Below are 14,911 nucleotides of genomic sequence, written 5' to 3'. Positions count from 1 at the left end.
GGTGGAGGCGGCCCCGCCGCATGTCGCGGCGGGGCCGGTGTACTTGGTCAGAACGGCGGTTCATCCCGGCGGCGCCATGCCTCGCGGTCGCGGACAACGTCGCCAATGGTCCGGAGGCGGAGACGGCGTGCGATCACGCAGCCAGAGCATTTGCACTGGGCCTGCTCGTCGGGCTTGCCGTGCTTGTCGTAGGCGTAGGTCGGGTGACCCTCCAGGACCTCGTTGAACATGCGCTTGGCGTGCTCCCACTCGGCGCGCTGCTCGCTGACGTTCTCCGCGAACATCGCTTCGCGGCAGTCGCACGCGGTGCGGTGCTCGGAGCAGGCGTCATAGCGGGGGTCGAGAGTGTTCGCGGGCAGCGGCTCGTCCAGCATGATCCGGTCGTCCTGCTTGAAGCGGACGAAGCGCCGTTCGGCGAACGGCGATCCGGGGGTCACGCTTCACCGCCAGGGGTGACCTTGCCGTCGTTCACCTTGGTCAGGAACGCGGCGAGCTGCTGGTTGGTGGCCTGCGTGTGCGAGACCTCCATCTGCTTCTGGAACTCGGCGGTGAGCTGCTCGTTGGTGCCGCCCAGGTCCGACCAGACCTGCACGATCCGCATCCTGAGGTCCTCACGGCGGGCCGCCGCCTGCTGCGTCAGCAGGCGGATCGCCTCGTCAGCGTGGGCGGCGTTGAGTTCCTTGGTCGAGGTGACCTCGACGCCCAGGTGCTCGGTGATCCACGCGAAGCGGGCCGCGTCGTTCTTCGCCTTCATGCCCGTACCCGTGTGGTGGGTGATCCCGGCCTCACCGAACCAGACGCCCATCTCGGTGTGCTGTGCCTTCCGGCTGGGCGGCTCCTCCTTGGCCGGGGCGGCGGCCGGCGACGCGGTCACCGTCTCGGCGGCGGGCGGCTCGGGCTGCTCAGGCTCCCCGGGCTCCTCGGAGGTGGGCAGGTGATCGCCCCGGTTGAGCGCGTTCTCCACCTGCGAGACCTGCGCGGCCGTCAGGTCCGCGCTGGACTTGAACGTGTAGTCCGGCAGCACCTGGTGCAGATAGCCGAGCTTGTCCGTGACGCCCTTGTCGGTCATCAGCTCGGCGAGCCTGCGAAGCTGCGTGGTGGAGGCCATCACCGTGACGTTGGCGTCGCTGATGGTTTCAGCGGCCTCCCGGATCGTCTGGCCCAGCTTGACCTCCCGCGCCTCGGTGATGACGACTGAGCCGTCCTCGTTCACGACGGCGCCCAGCTCCTCGGGCGTGTACCCGAGGCCGCACAGGGCCTCCTTGCAGGCCATGCGCGCGGCCTCGGTCTGGCTGCGGGCTACGAGCATGGCCTCCGGGTACTTGCCGTAGTTCTCGTTCTGCTTGAGCAGCCCGGCAGTCTGGGCTCGGACGATGGTCCACTCGGAGCGGAACTCGAACTCCGGGTCGTCGCTGCGGTGGACCGTCGAAACGGCCTTGAGCAGGGCGCCGTTCTCGTCGCGCTCGACCCAGGTCCGCATCCGGTGCCCGGCCTTGCGCACTAGGCCGCTGACGAGGCCCGCTGACGAGGTCGGCTTGCCCTTGATGATGTGGACCTCGGTGATCGCCGTCATCGGGTCGACCCCGACGGAGCGGCCGAACTCCATCGCCCACAGCACGTTCGCGGGCTGCTTGACGTACTGGGGGGGCAGGAGGGTTGAGAAGGCCAGTTGCTGGGAGTACTCGATCCGCTGGGCAAGCTCGGCGTTGCGGATCGCGGGCAGGTTGTCAGTGGTCATGCTGCGGCTCCTAGCGGTTCAGGGACGGTGGGGAGGTTCTTCTCGACGACGAGGAAGGGGTTGCCTTCGCCCTTGGCCTGGCGGCGCGCGATTGGCTCTTCGTCCCAATAGGCATGGGACGCGTTTCCCATCGCGGCCAGCAGCTTCGCGCGGGCCTTCTGCGCGGCTTCCTTCGCCGCCTTCTCTTCGGTCAGGGCAGGCAGTACCTCGGCGGCGAGGTCGTCCGGCAGGGTGAACTTCTCGTTGGGGTTGATCAGCGGGTGCAGCTTGCGCACGGTCCGGTAGGTGGCTTCGTGGCCGTCGACTGTCGGCATCTCGTCCCACGCGATGGAGCGGAGAAATTCCTCGGCCGTGGCGCGCAGATACAGGGTGTCGTCGATGTCGGGGTAGACGACGTATTCGGCGAACTGGAGGTGTGACCCCAGTACGGCGACCCGCCACTCGGTCAGGCCCAGCACGTCCATGTACCACCTGACCTGCGTCAGGTAGTACAGCGGGATTTCGTCGGTGCCAGGCTTGCCCCAGTCGCGGCCGTCAACGTCGGTTTTGATCTCCAGCCCGGCGACCACCTGGCCGTCACGCAGGAGGAGCCGGTCGGGGTTGGCGAGCTGCCAGTCCCGTTCGGGGTCGACGTGGGTCCACGTGCCTGTCTCGACGACCTCGACGTCGGGGTGCTGGTAAGCGAACCAGTTGGCGACCCCCGGCTCCAGGAAGTGGCCGCGCGACTGCTGGCTGTTCGGCGGGTCAGGCTCGACCAGCCCGGCCTTCTCGCACCACAGGGCGTACCGTGACTGCCACTTCGACAGGCGGACGATCGCGGCGACGTCGGACCCGCCGATGCGGTGCTGACGAGCCTCGTACCATTCCGGCGAGTCGGCTGCCCACCGGCCGAGGAACCGGCCGGTGGGCGTGGCAAGGGTGGTCACCAAGCGATCACCCGTCCCACCAGGTCGACGATCCTTCCGGCGCGTTTGTTGCGCTCGTCGAGGTCCCACTCGTCGCACGATTCGGCGGTGCCGAATGTCGCGCCGAGCCGCTTGTCGAGGTGCGCCTGCAGCTCGGCGGACGTGCAGGCTGTCAGGTCGGGCAGGCCGGTGTCCTCGAACTGCGACGGGCAGGAGCAGCCGGAGTCATCGGCGTAGAACAGCTGGCCCTTCTGGTCGCGCCAGACCACGGTCAGGTCGAACCGGTAGCAGCCATCCGAGAAGTCGACTTCGCCGACCGTTTCGAGGCCGAACTTCTGCGGCGCGCTGTAGATGGTGAAGCTCACCAGTTGCCCTTGTCGTTCTGCTCGCCCCAGCGGTAGGCGTCGTTGTCGGCCCAGGTGAGCATCTGCTCGGCGGGGTTGCGCTCGTCGCGGTAGCCGGGCCACAGCGGCGCCGCGGGAACGTAGGGGTGGGCGCGGTCGTCGGCGGCCTGGATGGCTTCCAGGTACTCGACGAGCTCGTCGTCTCCCGGGACGGCGAAGGTGGTTGATCTCACTGGCTGACCTCCTGTCCGGTCTGGAACTGTCGGCGGACCTTGTCGATGAGGCGTTCGGCTTCCACTTCGTCGATGAGCCGGTCGGCTTCGGCCTCGTCGCCGTCGAGGAGTTCGGTGAGGATGCCACGCCAGATGAGCCCGGCGGGGCAGAGCTGGTGTTCGACCGCGCGTAGTGCGGCGACGCCGATCACATGCTCCGTTGCATCAGTAGCGGTTCCGCTACTCATGTGCGTTGAAGCGGACGAAGACGCGGATGACCTTGCCGTCATTGCCGTCATCGACGCGCTCGGTGCGGGTGGTGACGTGGAAGGTGCCTTCGGGGTCCGAGAAGCCCCTGCGCTTGTACTTCACGACGCCGATCAGGGTGGCGACGATACGCCTTCCCTCCTTGGTGTTGGGGTGCTCCGCGATCACAGCGGATTTGCCGGGGTTGGCGCGAATGGCGTCTGCGAGGTGGGCGAGGTCTCGCGAGGCCGTTCGGAGCGGCGCGGGCTCTTCCCAGCGGATGATTTGCGGGGCGGCGATGGTGGCGTTCATGCGGTTCCGTTCCTGGCGGTAGGGCTGCGTACGGTCCTGTAAGCGATCAAGAACCTTGATCATCTACAGGTGTACCGACATGACCGACATTACCGTCTTTCGACGCATGAATCAATGTCAGATCGTTCTAAATGCGTCTACTGCGTCTGAGGTATTAGTCATTGATGTCACACAAAGTAACGAAACGTTGCATCTATATATGTACTCTGCGACACTCTTATTGATAACGTGGCGCCACACCGCAGACAGCACCTACAACCGCCACGAAAGGACAGTGCGACACCGTGGCCACCACACCGAAACCGCCACCCGTAGCACTCCTCATCCAGGAACGACGAGAACAGCCAGGAGCACTCAAGCGGAGCATCGCCGTACGCGCGGCCGCCAAGCGCGCTGCCCAGTTATCCGGCGAAAGCTTCTCCGAGCCCAACTGGCGACGCATCGAGGCTGGCAGAAAAACCGCCACCGACCGCGAAATCGTGTTCATGGCCGCCGCGGTCAATGACCTTTCGCGCACCGACGCCATCACCCCCGACGACCTACGGAAGGCCGGCGGCGACACCGCCGCCGACCTGTTCAGCAACTACATCAAGGAGCAAACCGAAGCGGACCCGGTGGCGGCGGTCATCGACCCGAACATCACTCCTGAATCGGTGCAGCAGTCCTTACAGCAGATGCTGGAGGAAATCCGAGCCCTACCTGGGGTGTCGGCCGAGGAGCGCGCCCAGATGGAGAAAGTCCTCCTGTCGCAGGCCCACGGCATGCTCCAGTCGTTCGGTGCGCAGCTGCGCATCCTGCGTCCGCGATGACCGTCAGCTCAGCCAATGGCGGCCGGCATAAGTCCCGAGCTGGAACAGAGTCTCCGCTCCCGCCCTCTGCTTCAGCCCGTCGACCTTGCGCTCCACCGTCCGCTTATGAACCTTCAACGCACTGGCGATCCGATCCACGTGGGCGCCACCTGACAGCATCTCCACGATCAGCATCTCGTTCGTATCCAGATCCCGGCCGTTCTCAGTGAACTGGCCGGGATCTGTCTGCAGCGGCAGCGCCCGCTCCCATTCGGTCTCGAACGCCATGATCAAGAAGTCCATCATGGTGCCGGGGTGGATCAGCAGCATCGGCCGGCTGTCGGGGTGCCCCCGCGGGTATCTCGGCGTCATCGCCAACTTCCGGTCCCCGATGAGGAGCTTGTGAGGCAGACGGTCCGCTAAGCGGACCTCACAGCCACGCTCCACCGAGTGTGTGAGCCCGGCGACCGCCGCGGCGTTGTCGAAGACTCGCTTCTCGTAGATGACCCGGCATTTGGCTGGGTGGTCTTCGTCGGCGTCGGCGGACATGGCCGGGCTGCTCACGGGGCTCAGAGGGAGAAACGGGTGGGTGACGAGCTGCATCACCTCGTGCCGGGCGGTGGCGTGGATGTGCTCGAAGTACTGCTGGATGCGGTCAAGCGTCACCAGTACCTCGACGGGGTTCCCATCGGGCGGGGAGTTGCTGGCGTCGTACAGCTCATCCAGCTCGTCGACGTAGGCGATCAACTCCCGGAGCCGCGACTCTCTCTCCAGGAGGTCGCCTTGAAGCGCCCGCGAGGGACGCCTCGCCACTGGAGGATCGCTATGGATCAGGCCCCGCTCTCGTAGCGCCCATAGGTCGTCATGGACTGAGTCCTCATCGCCCTCCGCCCCCAGCTTCTTCACCAGGTCGCTGTAGCTGGTGAACCCTTCGGTGAGCAGGTGCCGGTAGAGGCGTCCCTGCCCTTCGCTAAGGCCGGGGACCCGGTGCAAAGTATCACTTCCCATTGTCCTGTTGCCGGATGATCAGCTCAGCATGGCAATCCCATGTGACATTTTCCTGTGTATGTTGTCGAGGTTCTGTGCGTGCCGTTGCCCCAGCTCGTAAGCCTTTTTCAGGGTGATGCTGTGGAGTTGCCACGCGATCAGAACAGCTGTGGTGGGTGCCGGGATGGCAATGACCCACATGAGCAGCAGGAGGACGCCGTTAACGCTCATATCTACGTCATGGATGACGGGGAGCAGCGCAGTGCCAGCTGCGGTGGCCCAGCCGACCACGGCCACGCTGAGCGTGCTGATCAGCCAACTGCGATGATCACGGCGGGTCATGGTGCCTCCAGGTCGATGAAGTGGTCTTAGCTGTCGATTTCGTGCTCTACATGCCGCCGGTGTGGCCGTTCGTCTGCTCCGGAGGGGACGTGCTCGGCGTCACGGTTGGGGTCGGGGTTCCAGCTGCTTCGGTGGTCACGGTCTGGGTGATGGTGCTCTCGGTGACGGTCACGGTCTTGGTGACGGTCACGGTGCCGTCCGGATTCGTCGTCCTGCTTGTGGTCTCGGTGCGGGTGTTGGTGACAGTCTTCGGGCTGGGGGTGATCGAGGGGGTTATGGTCGGGCTCTGCGTGGGGGCTGAGGTCGTCTCAGGCGCCTCTGTCGGCGTGGGAGCGGGGGTGGGGCCGGCGTACGACGCGGGGGCAGCAGCCACGGCCAGCAAGCTCGCAGCGGTGACGGTGGCGAGGACTCTGCGCAGGCCAAACGAGGTCTTCATGGTCTCTCCCGGGTGGGTGGTACGAGATAGGCGGGCGTTACTAACCGCCCGCCTTGACTGTTGGAGCGGTGTGTCACGCGCCCAACGAGTGACCATAGAAGTAGTTTCAGCCACCCCTGTCTACATTTTTAGCCCGCCGTATTTCCGACATGCCACTTATACGACATGGAACGATTCAAGGGGACAAGCCATTCGGCATGCCTCATTCCGCCTGATGGGTGCGAAACCGTAACGATGTAGTGTCATCACAGGGTGTCGGCGTAGCGGGAGATTCGCCTCGCTGACAGTGTTGACGTGTAAGTACGGAAAGTTGACAACGCGAGAAAGGCACCATGAGAGCAACTGTGACTGTGGTGGCCGTGATCACCTTGGCCTTCCTCGCCGGAACAGGTACGTACATCGCGCTAATGGCCGAGGGGATCTCAACCGATCTGGCCGATGACGAACCTGTCGCTACTGCCGTGTTTGTGGTGCTGGCCTGCCTCGCAGCAGCAGCCGCAACCATGACGGTCCTCCGGCTCCGCCCGGCCCGGCTCACTACAGCCGAGGCCTACGAGCAGGGCCTCCAGGACGGTCGCACGGGAGACTGAGAATGGACACGGAGCCGCCGTGAACTTCAGGTTCTAGGCGGCTCCGCACTTCATTCCGGTAGGTCGCGCTTTGCAACGAACGTCCCTATGGCGGGCACTGTGTAGACCAGTCCCTGTTCCCGCAGGAGAGCTATCGCGGCCCGTACCGTGTTCTTCGCCACGCCGTATGTTTCCATCATCTCGTTCTCGGACGGCAGCACCGTATCGGGCTGGTACTCGCCGCCACGGATCAGTTCGACGACTTGCGCGGCCACCCGCTCGAATGGCCACGGCTCCCGAATTCGTGGCGCATCCTCAGGCCCGATGTAGGACCCTTCGGCATGCCGGGTGTAGATGACGCCCTCCTCGCGGAGCACGGCGAGAGCGTTGCGTACAGTCACCCGCGAGGCGTCGTGCTGCTGGGCGAGGACAGCTTCCTTAGGCAGCGCCTGGCCAGGCTTGAGCACGCCGGCCGCGACGTCGGCCTTGATGGCGTCGATGATCTGCCGGTAGACCGGCACGGGGCCGCGGTGTCCTCGCCGTTTCATGCCGAGCATAGTATTACATTCCAGGTATGTAAGCACACTTTCCCTATACGGGCTCCATGGGGCCGACCACTAGAAATCGCATGCCGCACACTAACAATTAGAGGACTGTCTAATAGACGGCCCTGTCTCACTTTCGATGGTGAGGGCCTTGCCAAGTAGTCCGCTCATGAAAAGTGAGACAGAGCCACTCCGGCATAGCCACGGACAGCGTTGGAGCACATCGGTTGTGTGGGGCCCGGCCCTCCAGGCGGTGAAGGCGCGGCTATGGATGGCTTTGTCTTACCGGGAGTCACCTCTCGTCCGCCACCGTCCTCCACAAGCTTGCCGTGACCAGGGCATCCAGGGTGAAAAAATCTCAGTGAACCATACGGTGTGGTGGGGACGTCTTAGATGCATGAGCCGACGTCTGGCACGTAGTGCCGTCCCATCTCTTGCCGTGTCGCTGGTGCTCGTAGCGTGCAGTTCCGAGACTGTTACCAGCACCGCTGGATCCATGACCCGTTATACGGCCACCGTCACGGTACTGGAAAACCGCCAGCACGGACCACAGATGTGTGTCGCCACCACCCTCTCGAATCCACCGCAGTGCGTCGGGGCGGACGTCAAAAACTGGAATTGGAAAATAGTCGAGTCGGAGGCCGCAGGAGACACCAGGTGGGGGATTTACCGCCTCGTCGGTACCTGGGACGGCAAGCGGCTCACGCTTACGGAACCCCCGGGGACACCTTCTTCCGCTCCGCCGACTCCTCCCAAAGGCCTTGATGAGAAGTTCGCCAGTCCGTGTCCTGAGCCAGTCGGAGGATGGAAGCCGGTCAATCCAGCGAAAGCCACGGAGGGGGCAATTCGTAAGGTTATCGAAAAGGCGCCGACAGTGAAGGGGTTCGCAGGCGCATGGCTCGATCAAGGCTATCTCAAAGGGTACGAGTCAGGTCCTCAAAGCGTAGATGGTGCCAATGATCCGACCAAGTTGGTATTGAATCTCAAGTTTGCCGGGAAACTCTCTGGTCATGAACGGTGGGTGCGAAAGATATGGGGTGGTGCACTATGCCTAAGTGGCGCTGAGCGAACCGATACAGAGCTCCGAAGAATTCAAAAAGACCTTCGCGACGAGGTGGAAGAGATCCAAACATCCGACATCTCAATTGTGAACAACCGGGTGGAAGCGCAAGTTTTTGTGGCAACCAATGAGCTTCAGCAGAAGTTTGATTTCCGATACGGAAAAGGCGCCGTAATTCTGCAGAGCCTCATGAGGTCGGTTGGTTAATCTTGGCCGAAAATCCTCCTAAATTATTACTCCGCTGTGGTGTGGCATGCGGAAACGCGGATGGCCCGCACGTTCTATGTGCGGGCCATCCAAACATATACCTTATGTGAGGGGGGCGATGTTGGTAAATCCGTCCGAGAGTCGGATTCTTCCGAAGTCCATGAAGTAGAGGACTTCATAATTGCCGTCCACGCCGGGATCGAGGCGCGCGTTCATAATACCTTGCGCCCAGACATCGCTTCCATTCAGGCTGTATACAGCCCCTCCGCTGTCACCTGGCCGAGTCGCTGTAGCGCCCGTCGTATACGTTGCCGCACTCAGGTCTTCTATTCTGGTTGAAGTAGTGTCTCCTGGCATACTCGCATTCACCCATTTTGTGCGATAATCGGTCACCCGCATCGAGCAATGGGCGCCGGATGTTGCTCCTGAAATGCAAAGCATCTCTCCGACTGCTGTATTGCGCCATCCGGAGACGTGTCGAGCGTTGTTATCGTTGTTTCCGTCGAACATGTAGGGAAGAGCATTTGCTTTGACGAGCATTAGGTCGTGGGACTTGTTCCCTCGCGCCACTGTTCCTACCGGATCGCCGTTGCCGTCCTGAATGGAGTTACCCACCTGGCCGCAGTGGCGGGCGGTTAAAAGATACTGAACTCCGCTTTCGTGGACGCCGAAAGCAAATGAACATGTAAAATTAGCAGAAGAGCCAATGCAGGTGCTGTTTACGCCGACCGATGTGTTGCGGAACGCGCCTCCCCCATACCAAGGGGAACTGTCGTTGCAGCGAGTGATCAGCTCTACCCTCGGGCTTTCAACCGTTTCGAGGGGGACGCTGCTTTCCACCATGCTCAGAGTCTTCGCCTGATTGGTTCCGGGATTGGTCATAATCCGAAGACCACTCCCGTTCACAGGAATTTGGACACCGTGGATGGGTTCGTCGGTGCCGACTTGGTTTTTTATGTTGTCGGCAGCGACTTCGAGTTCTTTTTCTGAGTAGCTGGCAGGACCAATCTCAACGGGAGCGATCTTCCGGGCTTCGGAAAGAGCAGCTTCGACCTTTTCGGAGATAGGGGCGCCCTTTTTCCACCAAAGAATTACTTTGGAGTCGTCAAGGTATTGTATTCCTGTGAACCCGGTGACGGAAGTCCGGTCTATGGCGTTGAACAGGATGTCCGACGCCTTTTTCAGGGGTTCCTGTGCGAGGAATATCTTTTCGTCTTCGGGCGTCAGGTACGAAGGTTTTTCATTGCTGACGATGGGTTTGGGTTTTTCCGGGGAGGTGGGATCTGGGCTACTTGCCCCGACAGCCGGAGTCGTACCTAGTGCGAATGCCATGATCATGGCGGTTGAGTAAGCTAGAAGTTTTTTAGCCACTACGCACCCCAGCGAGATAGAAGAATTACTAAAAGAGAAGAGTTTTATGTCGCAACTCTTCGCAAAACAGATCTTTACTCATCAGTCACACATGATCAAGTGTTGACTTTTTTTGTTTCGTGATGTAAGTGCTGAGCGTGGATTCTGTCGACTCACTGAGGGTGAAAGTGTCGATACACTGAGGGTGAAAGCTCGGCATTGCCTGTGATCATGCCTCTGACCTGGGGGGCAGATGTGTTCCGGGTAACGTCAACCTTTGATCACCAGCACGTCTGATGTGGTGTAAAAATCCACAAGACGGCCAGCATGAAAGCGCCGCAGGATCCTTAGATGTAGCATCTTCCAGTTCTTCAAAATTGCGGCGGTGCGGTTCGTCGAAGGTGCGGATGCGAGTGCGGTTGACGTACTTTCTGTCGCGCGACTGTCTCGGACAGTGGCGATAGCGCTTGAACGGCGTACAGATCGTGTCGCCCGTGCCCTGACAGCCCTTGTCAGTGAAGGACATCGCGCCCACGCTAATCACGCTCCGAGCAGCTACTCCCACACCTCACGCAGTAGTCACTGGAGAGCGACGTGTGGTGAAATTCGCATGCGTCGTTCGGGTTGGTGTCCCACTTCGTGTCCGACTTCGTGTCCGTTGTTCTCCTCCTAGCTGGTGAGGACACCTGCCCTGCCGTATGGCAGGGCAGGTGCGGTTCCCGCTGAGGTGCGGGAACCGGTTGATCAGTCGTGGGTCGTGAAAGGGCTGACTACCTGTCCCATCCCGACGTCACCTGTCTTCCTCGACCAGGTGGGAACCTTCACCTGCATGGGGATGAACGGCTTCTTGGTGCCGGTCACCTTCTCCAGGTGCTGGGTGAAGGTGCCTTCGACGCGCGGGATTCTCCGCTTCACTGAGAGCTCTCCTTGCCGGTCAGGTAGTCGGTGATGGCCTGGACCCGGTCGGGTTGCAGCAGGGCCAGCGCCCGCTCGCGTACCTTCACGGGGTCGACGTGCGGGCGGCCGGCCGCCGGGTAGAGGAGCGTGCCGAGCATTCCGGCCGCGTAGCGCAGCCCGTCGAGCTTGTCCGACGTCCACTCCCAGTCGCCGCGCTGGAGTCCAGCGGCGACACGGCCGGTGTAGTCGAGGAGGTCGGCGACCTGCTTGGCTACCTGCTCGTCGTGTGGAGTCACGGGGCTTCGCTTCACTGGTCCTCCAGGGCGGGCTTCGCGCGGGCCGAGCGCCGGAGCGGGTGGCCTGCGTCGCCGCCGTAGATGTGGATCTGGCGCTCTTCGTCGGTGGTGAGGATGACCGCTTTCAACGCGGGAACGCCCTCGCGGAGTGCGCGGTAGATGCGGTGCCATCCGTCGACGGGGAAGTGTCCGGCATCGTCGATAGGCACGACGATGAGCGGCTCACTGAGGTTCACCGTGGCGGCGTGGCCCTGGTCGACGTCAACCATCGACGCGACCCCGCGCCATTCAGGCACGATGAGGTTGCCGGTGGGTTCGTTGGCGGCGCGTTCCTTCGCCGCGGTGATGTCCCAGGCGTAGGCGAGGAAGTAGAACTCCTCGCGTGGCGGGGTCACTGCTCCTCCGGGGCGGGTGTGGTCTCGCCGATCTGGGTGACGCCGTGGAAGGTGAACGGGAGGCCGCTGGCGCTGTCGTCCACCTGCAGCGCGAAGCTCTCGGGGTTGCGCCAGGCGGTGACGGTGCGGGGGGTGAGTTCGACGGTGTGGGTCCGGCCTTGGTGGAGGGGGGCGCGAACGGTGAGCGGCTTCCCGAGCCGCCTGAACACGTAGTCCAGGGCGGCGCTCGCGTCGTCCTGGTTGTTCAGGTCGAACTGTTCCATGGTGGGGCTCCTCAGCAGTGGATGATCTCGATGGCGTCGGGGATTTCAACCTCGCGGCCGCATTCGCACTCGAAGCGGTCGGTGTTGAAGGTGGCGTCTTCGTCGCTGGCGCTGAGCGTGTTGTCGTCGTCCACGGTGAGCATGTGGGCTTTGAACGCTTCGGCGTATTCGAGGATGCGGTCCTTCGCGCCGCACAGCGGGCAGATCAGGTGCCCGGCGTGGATGAACGCGGTGTTCGAGCCGATGAGCTGCGCCTTGATGACGAGGAGCCGGATCATCTCCTCGGGTTCCACGTCGGTGGCGGGCCGCAGGTCGAGGATGTTGGCCGAAGTTTCCTCGTCGCGGTCCCGCTCCCAGCTGGGGCTGATGAGGCGGACCATCTGATGGTCGTCTTCCGTGATGATCTCGACGATGACGCCGAGGCTGCGGGTTTCGGCGTTGCTGAAGTCGACGATCTCGCCGTTTTCACTAGTAGCGGAACCGCTACTAGTGAGGGTTGATGTGGCGGTCATGTGGCGTCTCCGCTGGTCGGGGGGTGATGTGCGGTCAGGGGTGATCTTGCTCTGTACACTCAACCACCTATACCGGATAATACCATGGTTGAATGTCTGGAGATCTTCCCTGAATGGGTCCAGAGAGCACGGAGGGCGACCAGGAAGCATAGAAAGCAGACCGGAGCGCAGAGAGCACCTATAGCAGACATGGCAGATATAGCGGACAAACCGGAAAGACGACAAGAACGGTAAAACCACGTACCGTGGAAACACGCCACACCACCAGCCATGGAGCCACGCCACATGCCCCGCCCGAACACACCCCTGCCACAGGTCCTCTTCGCCGAACCCGACCTCGAGACCGCAGCAGCGCCGGTAGCGGAACCGCTACCGCGCCGAAACCCCGCGCCAGTGCGACACCGCGAAGCCGTCTGGACGAAACTCAAGTCGACCGGTGCCTACATCCGCGCAGACACCGACACTCGGCTCACCGCCGCCTGGGAGCAAACCGGGCTGGGCCTGCAGGAGACCTTCGAGGCCGCGCTCAACGCCTACTGCTCCAAGCTGAACGTCCCCCAGACCATGAAGCCCGACAGCGACCTGAAGGTCCCCCGCAACCCTGACCTCGTGCCTGGTGTTCCCAACGAGTACGCAACCCGCCAGGTCGTCGTCCGGCTCCAGCCCAACACCAAAGCCCGGCTCGTGGCCGGCTGCAAGCAGGAACAGCTCGGCGGCACGGACTTCGTCAACGACGCGCTCAACGACTACTTCGACGACCTCGGTATCCCCGCCGCAGACAAGCTCGGCCCGGCCGCGGGGCAGGAGTGAGCGCGCCGCGAATTCTCCGCGCGCACCGGGCCGACGGAGGAATGTACCTCAGCCCGGCGACAAAAGCAGGAAGCCCACAGGATTAATCCTGCGGGCTTTCCGTGGTGCTGCGCGTCACCTCGGAGCGTTGCTGCCGGGCCGCCGAACACGCGCGTCCCTGACCCGCGTGCTGACCACGTGTTCGGGGACGCCGAGCCTGTTGGCGATCTCGGTGACGGGCTCGTCGTTGGCGTACGCGGTCAGCAGGTCCTTCTCCTGCTCGGCGGTGAGGCTCCATTTGGTGCGGGTTGGCTTCAAGCCGGCGGGCCTGCGTACGCCCGCGTTCTGAGCGATGGTGGCGACGCTGGCCACCTTGAGGCCGAACCGCCCAGCGATCGACGCGACCGGCTCGTCCGTCTGGTAAGCCTCCAGGAGTTCCCGGCGCTGCTCGTCGGTCAATTTGATTCTCGGCATGGGTGCCTCCAATCGGGCTACATGTCGTCGGAGATCTCGATCACTTGCAGGTGCTCCTCGATGTGGCGTTGCGGTTCCTCCCACCGGGAGGCGTCGAGAGTGAGGATTGCGCCGATCTGACCGAGGGCTTCGGTGGCGGCCTGAGCGTCCCAGACGTCCAGGCCGGTCCTGCTGGTCATGTCGGCCAGGGCGATGCTCTCCTCGGGCCCGTCGAGGGGGGCAACGGTGACGCCTTCCATCAGGGACAGGCCACGCAGTGCGTCGGCTGCCTCAGGCGACTTGTTGTCGAGCATGACCCCGGTGATGGCCAACGCGGGGATGATCATCGGCTGTTCGCTGGCGTCGAATATCTGGATCAGGTTGATCAGTGCGGCATCGCCGCGGGTGAGTTCGCCCAGGACGGTCTTGTCGAGGATGAGCGGAGGGATGGTCACCCGAGTTTCGCCCTGACGTTGGCGGCCATGCGTTCGGCGCGGGCGACTGCGGCGGGGTCTTCCTGCGCTTTGGCGACGAGTCCGCCCCAGGTGGCGCGGGCGCGTCGTTCGCTGCGGACGCGCGCCGCGAGGGCCTCGTTGACGTAGGCGGACAGGGAGCGGGCGTCACCGCCTTCTACCTGCTGTTCGGCGTAGTCGATCAGGTCGGTGTCTACCGTGACGGTGACGGCTCGTTTCCTCATGCTCGAATTATATAATCAGCATAAGATAACCGGCCAGGGAACGAGTGAAAAAGGGCGCGGGCCGCCCAGCACGGCCCACACCAGTCAGCGTCACCAGCCGTGCTTGAGGAACCGGCGGGCACGCTCAGGCATCTGACCCCACCGGTAACTCCTGTCGTTGAGGCGCTGCAGAAAGACCATCAGCTCAGCGGCCCGCGCGGTGAACCGGCTCCGGACCCGCCGGGGCGCCTGGGAGAAGACGCAGCGGTTGCGCAACTCGGCCTGGTTGATGCCGAGCCGGCCGAGGATCGCGCCGTCGACGCACGCGTGGGCGCCGTCGTCGTCGCGGTACCGGCCCTCCCCGACCTGATCGGGGTAAGCGTCGGCCAGCTCCCGCAGGACGGCCATGACATCGTCAGGGGTGAAACGAGGCATGAGGGTTCCTTCCCGGTAGGACAAGAACGGGCGCGGACCGTGTGGTGGGGCGCCCGCCGTTGTTGGTGGGGGGGAAACGATATAAAACCCGCACTACACCCCCCAACAAACGGCCCCCGCCCGCGGCCGCCCGACGGGGCGCCCCCCCGAGGGG

25 protein-coding genes are annotated in these 14,911 nt (G+C 63.2%); 4 read left to right on the top strand and 21 right to left on the bottom strand.

Going from position 1 to position 14,911, the window contains the following annotated elements:
* Positions 1-47 precede the first annotated feature (47 nt).
* The 7 genes from ABT130_RS08535 to ABT130_RS08505 are packed head-to-tail and all read right to left on the bottom strand — an operon-like array spanning position 48 to position 3,757.
* On the bottom strand, positions 48-437 hold the full coding sequence (locus tag ABT130_RS08535; RefSeq protein ID WP_350953937.1) for a hypothetical protein: 390 nt from the start codon (positions 435-437) through the stop codon (positions 48-50).
* Positions 434-1,738 (bottom strand): hypothetical protein, encoded by a 1,305-nt coding sequence (locus ABT130_RS08530; protein ID WP_350953935.1) that lies wholly within the window; start codon positions 1,736-1,738, stop codon positions 434-436. The genes ABT130_RS08535 and ABT130_RS08530 overlap by 4 nt, the downstream gene beginning before the upstream one ends.
* On the bottom strand, positions 1,735-2,664 hold the full coding sequence (locus ABT130_RS08525) for a lambda-exonuclease family protein (protein WP_350953933.1): 930 nt from the start codon (positions 2,662-2,664) through the stop codon (positions 1,735-1,737). The genes ABT130_RS08530 and ABT130_RS08525 overlap by 4 nt, the downstream gene beginning before the upstream one ends.
* Positions 2,661-3,008, bottom strand: coding sequence for a DUF7574 domain-containing protein (locus ABT130_RS08520; RefSeq protein ID WP_350953932.1), 348 nt, complete (start codon positions 3,006-3,008; stop codon positions 2,661-2,663). Before ABT130_RS08520 ends, ABT130_RS08525 begins: the two co-directional genes overlap by 4 nt.
* A complete protein-coding gene (locus ABT130_RS08515) occupies positions 3,005-3,220 on the bottom strand; it encodes a hypothetical protein (RefSeq protein WP_350953930.1) in 216 nt (71 codons plus the stop codon). Before ABT130_RS08515 ends, ABT130_RS08520 begins: the two co-directional genes overlap by 4 nt.
* Positions 3,217-3,411: a hypothetical protein gene (locus ABT130_RS08510; protein ID WP_350953928.1), complete on the bottom strand. Its 195-nt coding sequence runs from the start codon at positions 3,409-3,411 to the stop codon at positions 3,217-3,219. The genes ABT130_RS08515 and ABT130_RS08510 overlap by 4 nt, the downstream gene beginning before the upstream one ends.
* A gap of 28 nt (positions 3,412-3,439) precedes the next feature.
* Entirely contained in the window at positions 3,440-3,757 is a 318-nt protein-coding gene (locus tag ABT130_RS08505) for a hypothetical protein (RefSeq protein WP_350953926.1), read from the bottom strand.
* A gap of 284 nt (positions 3,758-4,041) precedes the next feature.
* Here ABT130_RS08505 and ABT130_RS08500 point away from each other — a divergent pair, with 284 nt between their 5' ends.
* A complete protein-coding gene (locus tag ABT130_RS08500) occupies positions 4,042-4,566 on the top strand; it encodes a hypothetical protein (protein WP_350953924.1) in 525 nt (174 codons plus the stop codon).
* A gap of 3 nt (positions 4,567-4,569) precedes the next feature.
* On the opposite strand, the gene ABT130_RS08495 is transcribed toward ABT130_RS08500, so the two are convergent.
* The 3 genes from ABT130_RS08495 to ABT130_RS08485 form a co-directional block, all read right to left on the bottom strand.
* Positions 4,570-5,451, bottom strand: a complete 882-nt coding sequence (locus ABT130_RS08495) for a hypothetical protein (RefSeq protein ID WP_350953922.1) — start codon at positions 5,449-5,451, stop codon at positions 4,570-4,572.
* A gap of 120 nt (positions 5,452-5,571) precedes the next feature.
* The gene (locus tag ABT130_RS08490; RefSeq protein WP_350953920.1) at positions 5,572-5,874 is read right to left on the bottom strand and encodes a hypothetical protein; all 303 of its coding nucleotides are present in this window, start codon (positions 5,872-5,874) and stop codon (positions 5,572-5,574) included.
* Between the two features lie 46 nt (positions 5,875-5,920).
* The gene (locus ABT130_RS08485; protein WP_350953918.1) at positions 5,921-6,310 is read right to left on the bottom strand and encodes a hypothetical protein; all 390 of its coding nucleotides are present in this window, start codon (positions 6,308-6,310) and stop codon (positions 5,921-5,923) included.
* A gap of 353 nt (positions 6,311-6,663) precedes the next feature.
* On the opposite strand from ABT130_RS08485, the gene ABT130_RS08480 reads away from it, so the two are divergent.
* Positions 6,664-6,900, top strand: a complete 237-nt coding sequence (locus tag ABT130_RS08480) for a hypothetical protein (protein WP_350953916.1) — start codon at positions 6,664-6,666, stop codon at positions 6,898-6,900.
* Between the two features lie 50 nt (positions 6,901-6,950).
* On the opposite strand, the gene ABT130_RS08475 is transcribed toward ABT130_RS08480, so the two are convergent.
* The gene (locus ABT130_RS08475; RefSeq protein ID WP_350953914.1) at positions 6,951-7,427 is read right to left on the bottom strand and encodes a GntR family transcriptional regulator; all 477 of its coding nucleotides are present in this window, start codon (positions 7,425-7,427) and stop codon (positions 6,951-6,953) included.
* 436 nt (positions 7,428-7,863) lie between these two features.
* Between ABT130_RS08475 and ABT130_RS08470 the strand changes: the two genes are divergently transcribed.
* On the top strand, positions 7,864-8,691 hold the full coding sequence (locus ABT130_RS08470; RefSeq protein ID WP_350953912.1) for a hypothetical protein: 828 nt from the start codon (positions 7,864-7,866) through the stop codon (positions 8,689-8,691).
* 102 nt (positions 8,692-8,793) lie between these two features.
* Here ABT130_RS08470 and ABT130_RS08465 read toward each other — a convergent pair whose 3' ends face one another.
* From ABT130_RS08465 to ABT130_RS08440, 6 genes are all read right to left on the bottom strand, one after another.
* On the bottom strand, positions 8,794-10,029 hold the full coding sequence (locus tag ABT130_RS08465) for a trypsin-like serine protease (RefSeq protein ID WP_350953910.1): 1,236 nt from the start codon (positions 10,027-10,029) through the stop codon (positions 8,794-8,796).
* A gap of 756 nt (positions 10,030-10,785) precedes the next feature.
* The gene (locus ABT130_RS08460) at positions 10,786-10,956 is read right to left on the bottom strand and encodes a hypothetical protein (protein ID WP_350953908.1); all 171 of its coding nucleotides are present in this window, start codon (positions 10,954-10,956) and stop codon (positions 10,786-10,788) included.
* Complete coding sequence (locus tag ABT130_RS08455) at positions 10,953-11,249, bottom strand: hypothetical protein (RefSeq protein ID WP_350953906.1); 297 nt, start codon at positions 11,247-11,249, stop codon at positions 10,953-10,955. Before ABT130_RS08455 ends, ABT130_RS08460 begins: the two co-directional genes overlap by 4 nt.
* On the bottom strand, positions 11,246-11,629 hold the full coding sequence (locus tag ABT130_RS08450; protein ID WP_350953904.1) for a hypothetical protein: 384 nt from the start codon (positions 11,627-11,629) through the stop codon (positions 11,246-11,248). The genes ABT130_RS08455 and ABT130_RS08450 overlap by 4 nt, the downstream gene beginning before the upstream one ends.
* Positions 11,626-11,892 carry a hypothetical protein gene (locus tag ABT130_RS08445; protein WP_350953902.1) on the bottom strand — a complete coding sequence of 89 codons (267 nt, stop codon included), beginning with the start codon at positions 11,890-11,892 and terminating at the stop codon, positions 11,626-11,628. Before ABT130_RS08445 ends, ABT130_RS08450 begins: the two co-directional genes overlap by 4 nt.
* Positions 11,893-11,903: 11 nt before the next feature.
* On the bottom strand, positions 11,904-12,404 hold the full coding sequence (locus tag ABT130_RS08440) for a hypothetical protein (protein ID WP_350953900.1): 501 nt from the start codon (positions 12,402-12,404) through the stop codon (positions 11,904-11,906).
* 393 nt (positions 12,405-12,797) lie between these two features.
* On the opposite strand from ABT130_RS08440, the gene ABT130_RS08435 reads away from it, so the two are divergent.
* Positions 12,798-13,214 (top strand): hypothetical protein, encoded by a 417-nt coding sequence (locus ABT130_RS08435; RefSeq protein WP_350953898.1) that lies wholly within the window; start codon positions 12,798-12,800, stop codon positions 13,212-13,214.
* A 114-nt stretch (positions 13,215-13,328) separates the two neighbouring features.
* Here ABT130_RS08435 and ABT130_RS08430 read toward each other — a convergent pair whose 3' ends face one another.
* From ABT130_RS08430 to ABT130_RS08415, 4 genes are all read right to left on the bottom strand, one after another.
* Positions 13,329-13,667: a hypothetical protein gene (locus ABT130_RS08430; RefSeq protein WP_350953896.1), complete on the bottom strand. Its 339-nt coding sequence runs from the start codon at positions 13,665-13,667 to the stop codon at positions 13,329-13,331.
* A gap of 17 nt (positions 13,668-13,684) precedes the next feature.
* Complete coding sequence (locus ABT130_RS08425) at positions 13,685-14,101, bottom strand: hypothetical protein (RefSeq protein WP_350953894.1); 417 nt, start codon at positions 14,099-14,101, stop codon at positions 13,685-13,687.
* On the bottom strand, positions 14,098-14,343 hold the full coding sequence (locus ABT130_RS08420) for a hypothetical protein (protein WP_350953892.1): 246 nt from the start codon (positions 14,341-14,343) through the stop codon (positions 14,098-14,100). Before ABT130_RS08420 ends, ABT130_RS08425 begins: the two co-directional genes overlap by 4 nt.
* 90 nt (positions 14,344-14,433) lie before the next feature.
* The gene (locus tag ABT130_RS08415; RefSeq protein WP_350953890.1) at positions 14,434-14,757 is read right to left on the bottom strand and encodes a hypothetical protein; all 324 of its coding nucleotides are present in this window, start codon (positions 14,755-14,757) and stop codon (positions 14,434-14,436) included.
* Positions 14,758-14,911: the final 154 nt, after the last annotated feature.

Source organism: Streptosporangium sp. NPDC001681 (genome assembly GCF_040298085.1).
Classification (GTDB): domain Bacteria; phylum Actinomycetota; class Actinomycetes; order Streptosporangiales; family Streptosporangiaceae; genus Streptosporangium.
Note: the sequence above shows the minus strand (reverse complement) of the source record. Positions and strands in the feature narration are given on the sequence as shown.

Excerpts from the sequence above, each read along its gene's own strand:
- ABT130_RS08530 (WP_350953935.1), bottom strand. The coding sequence starts at position 1,738 with ATGACCACTGACAACCTGCCCGCGATCCGCAACGCCGAGCTTGCCCAG.
- ABT130_RS08505 (WP_350953926.1), bottom strand. The coding sequence starts at position 3,757 with ATGAACGCCACCATCGCCGCCCCGCAAATCATCCGCTGGGAAGAGCCC.
- ABT130_RS08490 (WP_350953920.1), bottom strand. The coding sequence starts at position 5,874 with ATGACCCGCCGTGATCATCGCAGTTGGCTGATCAGCACGCTCAGCGTG.
- ABT130_RS08485 (WP_350953918.1), bottom strand. The coding sequence starts at position 6,310 with ATGAAGACCTCGTTTGGCCTGCGCAGAGTCCTCGCCACCGTCACCGCT.
- ABT130_RS08475 (WP_350953914.1), bottom strand. The coding sequence starts at position 7,427 with ATGAAACGGCGAGGACACCGCGGCCCCGTGCCGGTCTACCGGCAGATC.
- ABT130_RS08465 (WP_350953910.1), bottom strand. The coding sequence starts at position 10,029 with ATGATCATGGCATTCGCACTAGGTACGACTCCGGCTGTCGGGGCAAGT.
- ABT130_RS08445 (WP_350953902.1), bottom strand. The coding sequence starts at position 11,892 with ATGGAACAGTTCGACCTGAACAACCAGGACGACGCGAGCGCCGCCCTG.
- ABT130_RS08440 (WP_350953900.1), bottom strand. The coding sequence starts at position 12,404 with ATGACCGCCACATCAACCCTCACTAGTAGCGGTTCCGCTACTAGTGAA.
- ABT130_RS08430 (WP_350953896.1), bottom strand. The coding sequence starts at position 13,667 with ATGCCGAGAATCAAATTGACCGACGAGCAGCGCCGGGAACTCCTGGAG.
- ABT130_RS08420 (WP_350953892.1), bottom strand. The coding sequence starts at position 14,343 with ATGAGGAAACGAGCCGTCACCGTCACGGTAGACACCGACCTGATCGAC.
- ABT130_RS08415 (WP_350953890.1), bottom strand. The coding sequence starts at position 14,757 with ATGCCTCGTTTCACCCCTGACGATGTCATGGCCGTCCTGCGGGAGCTG.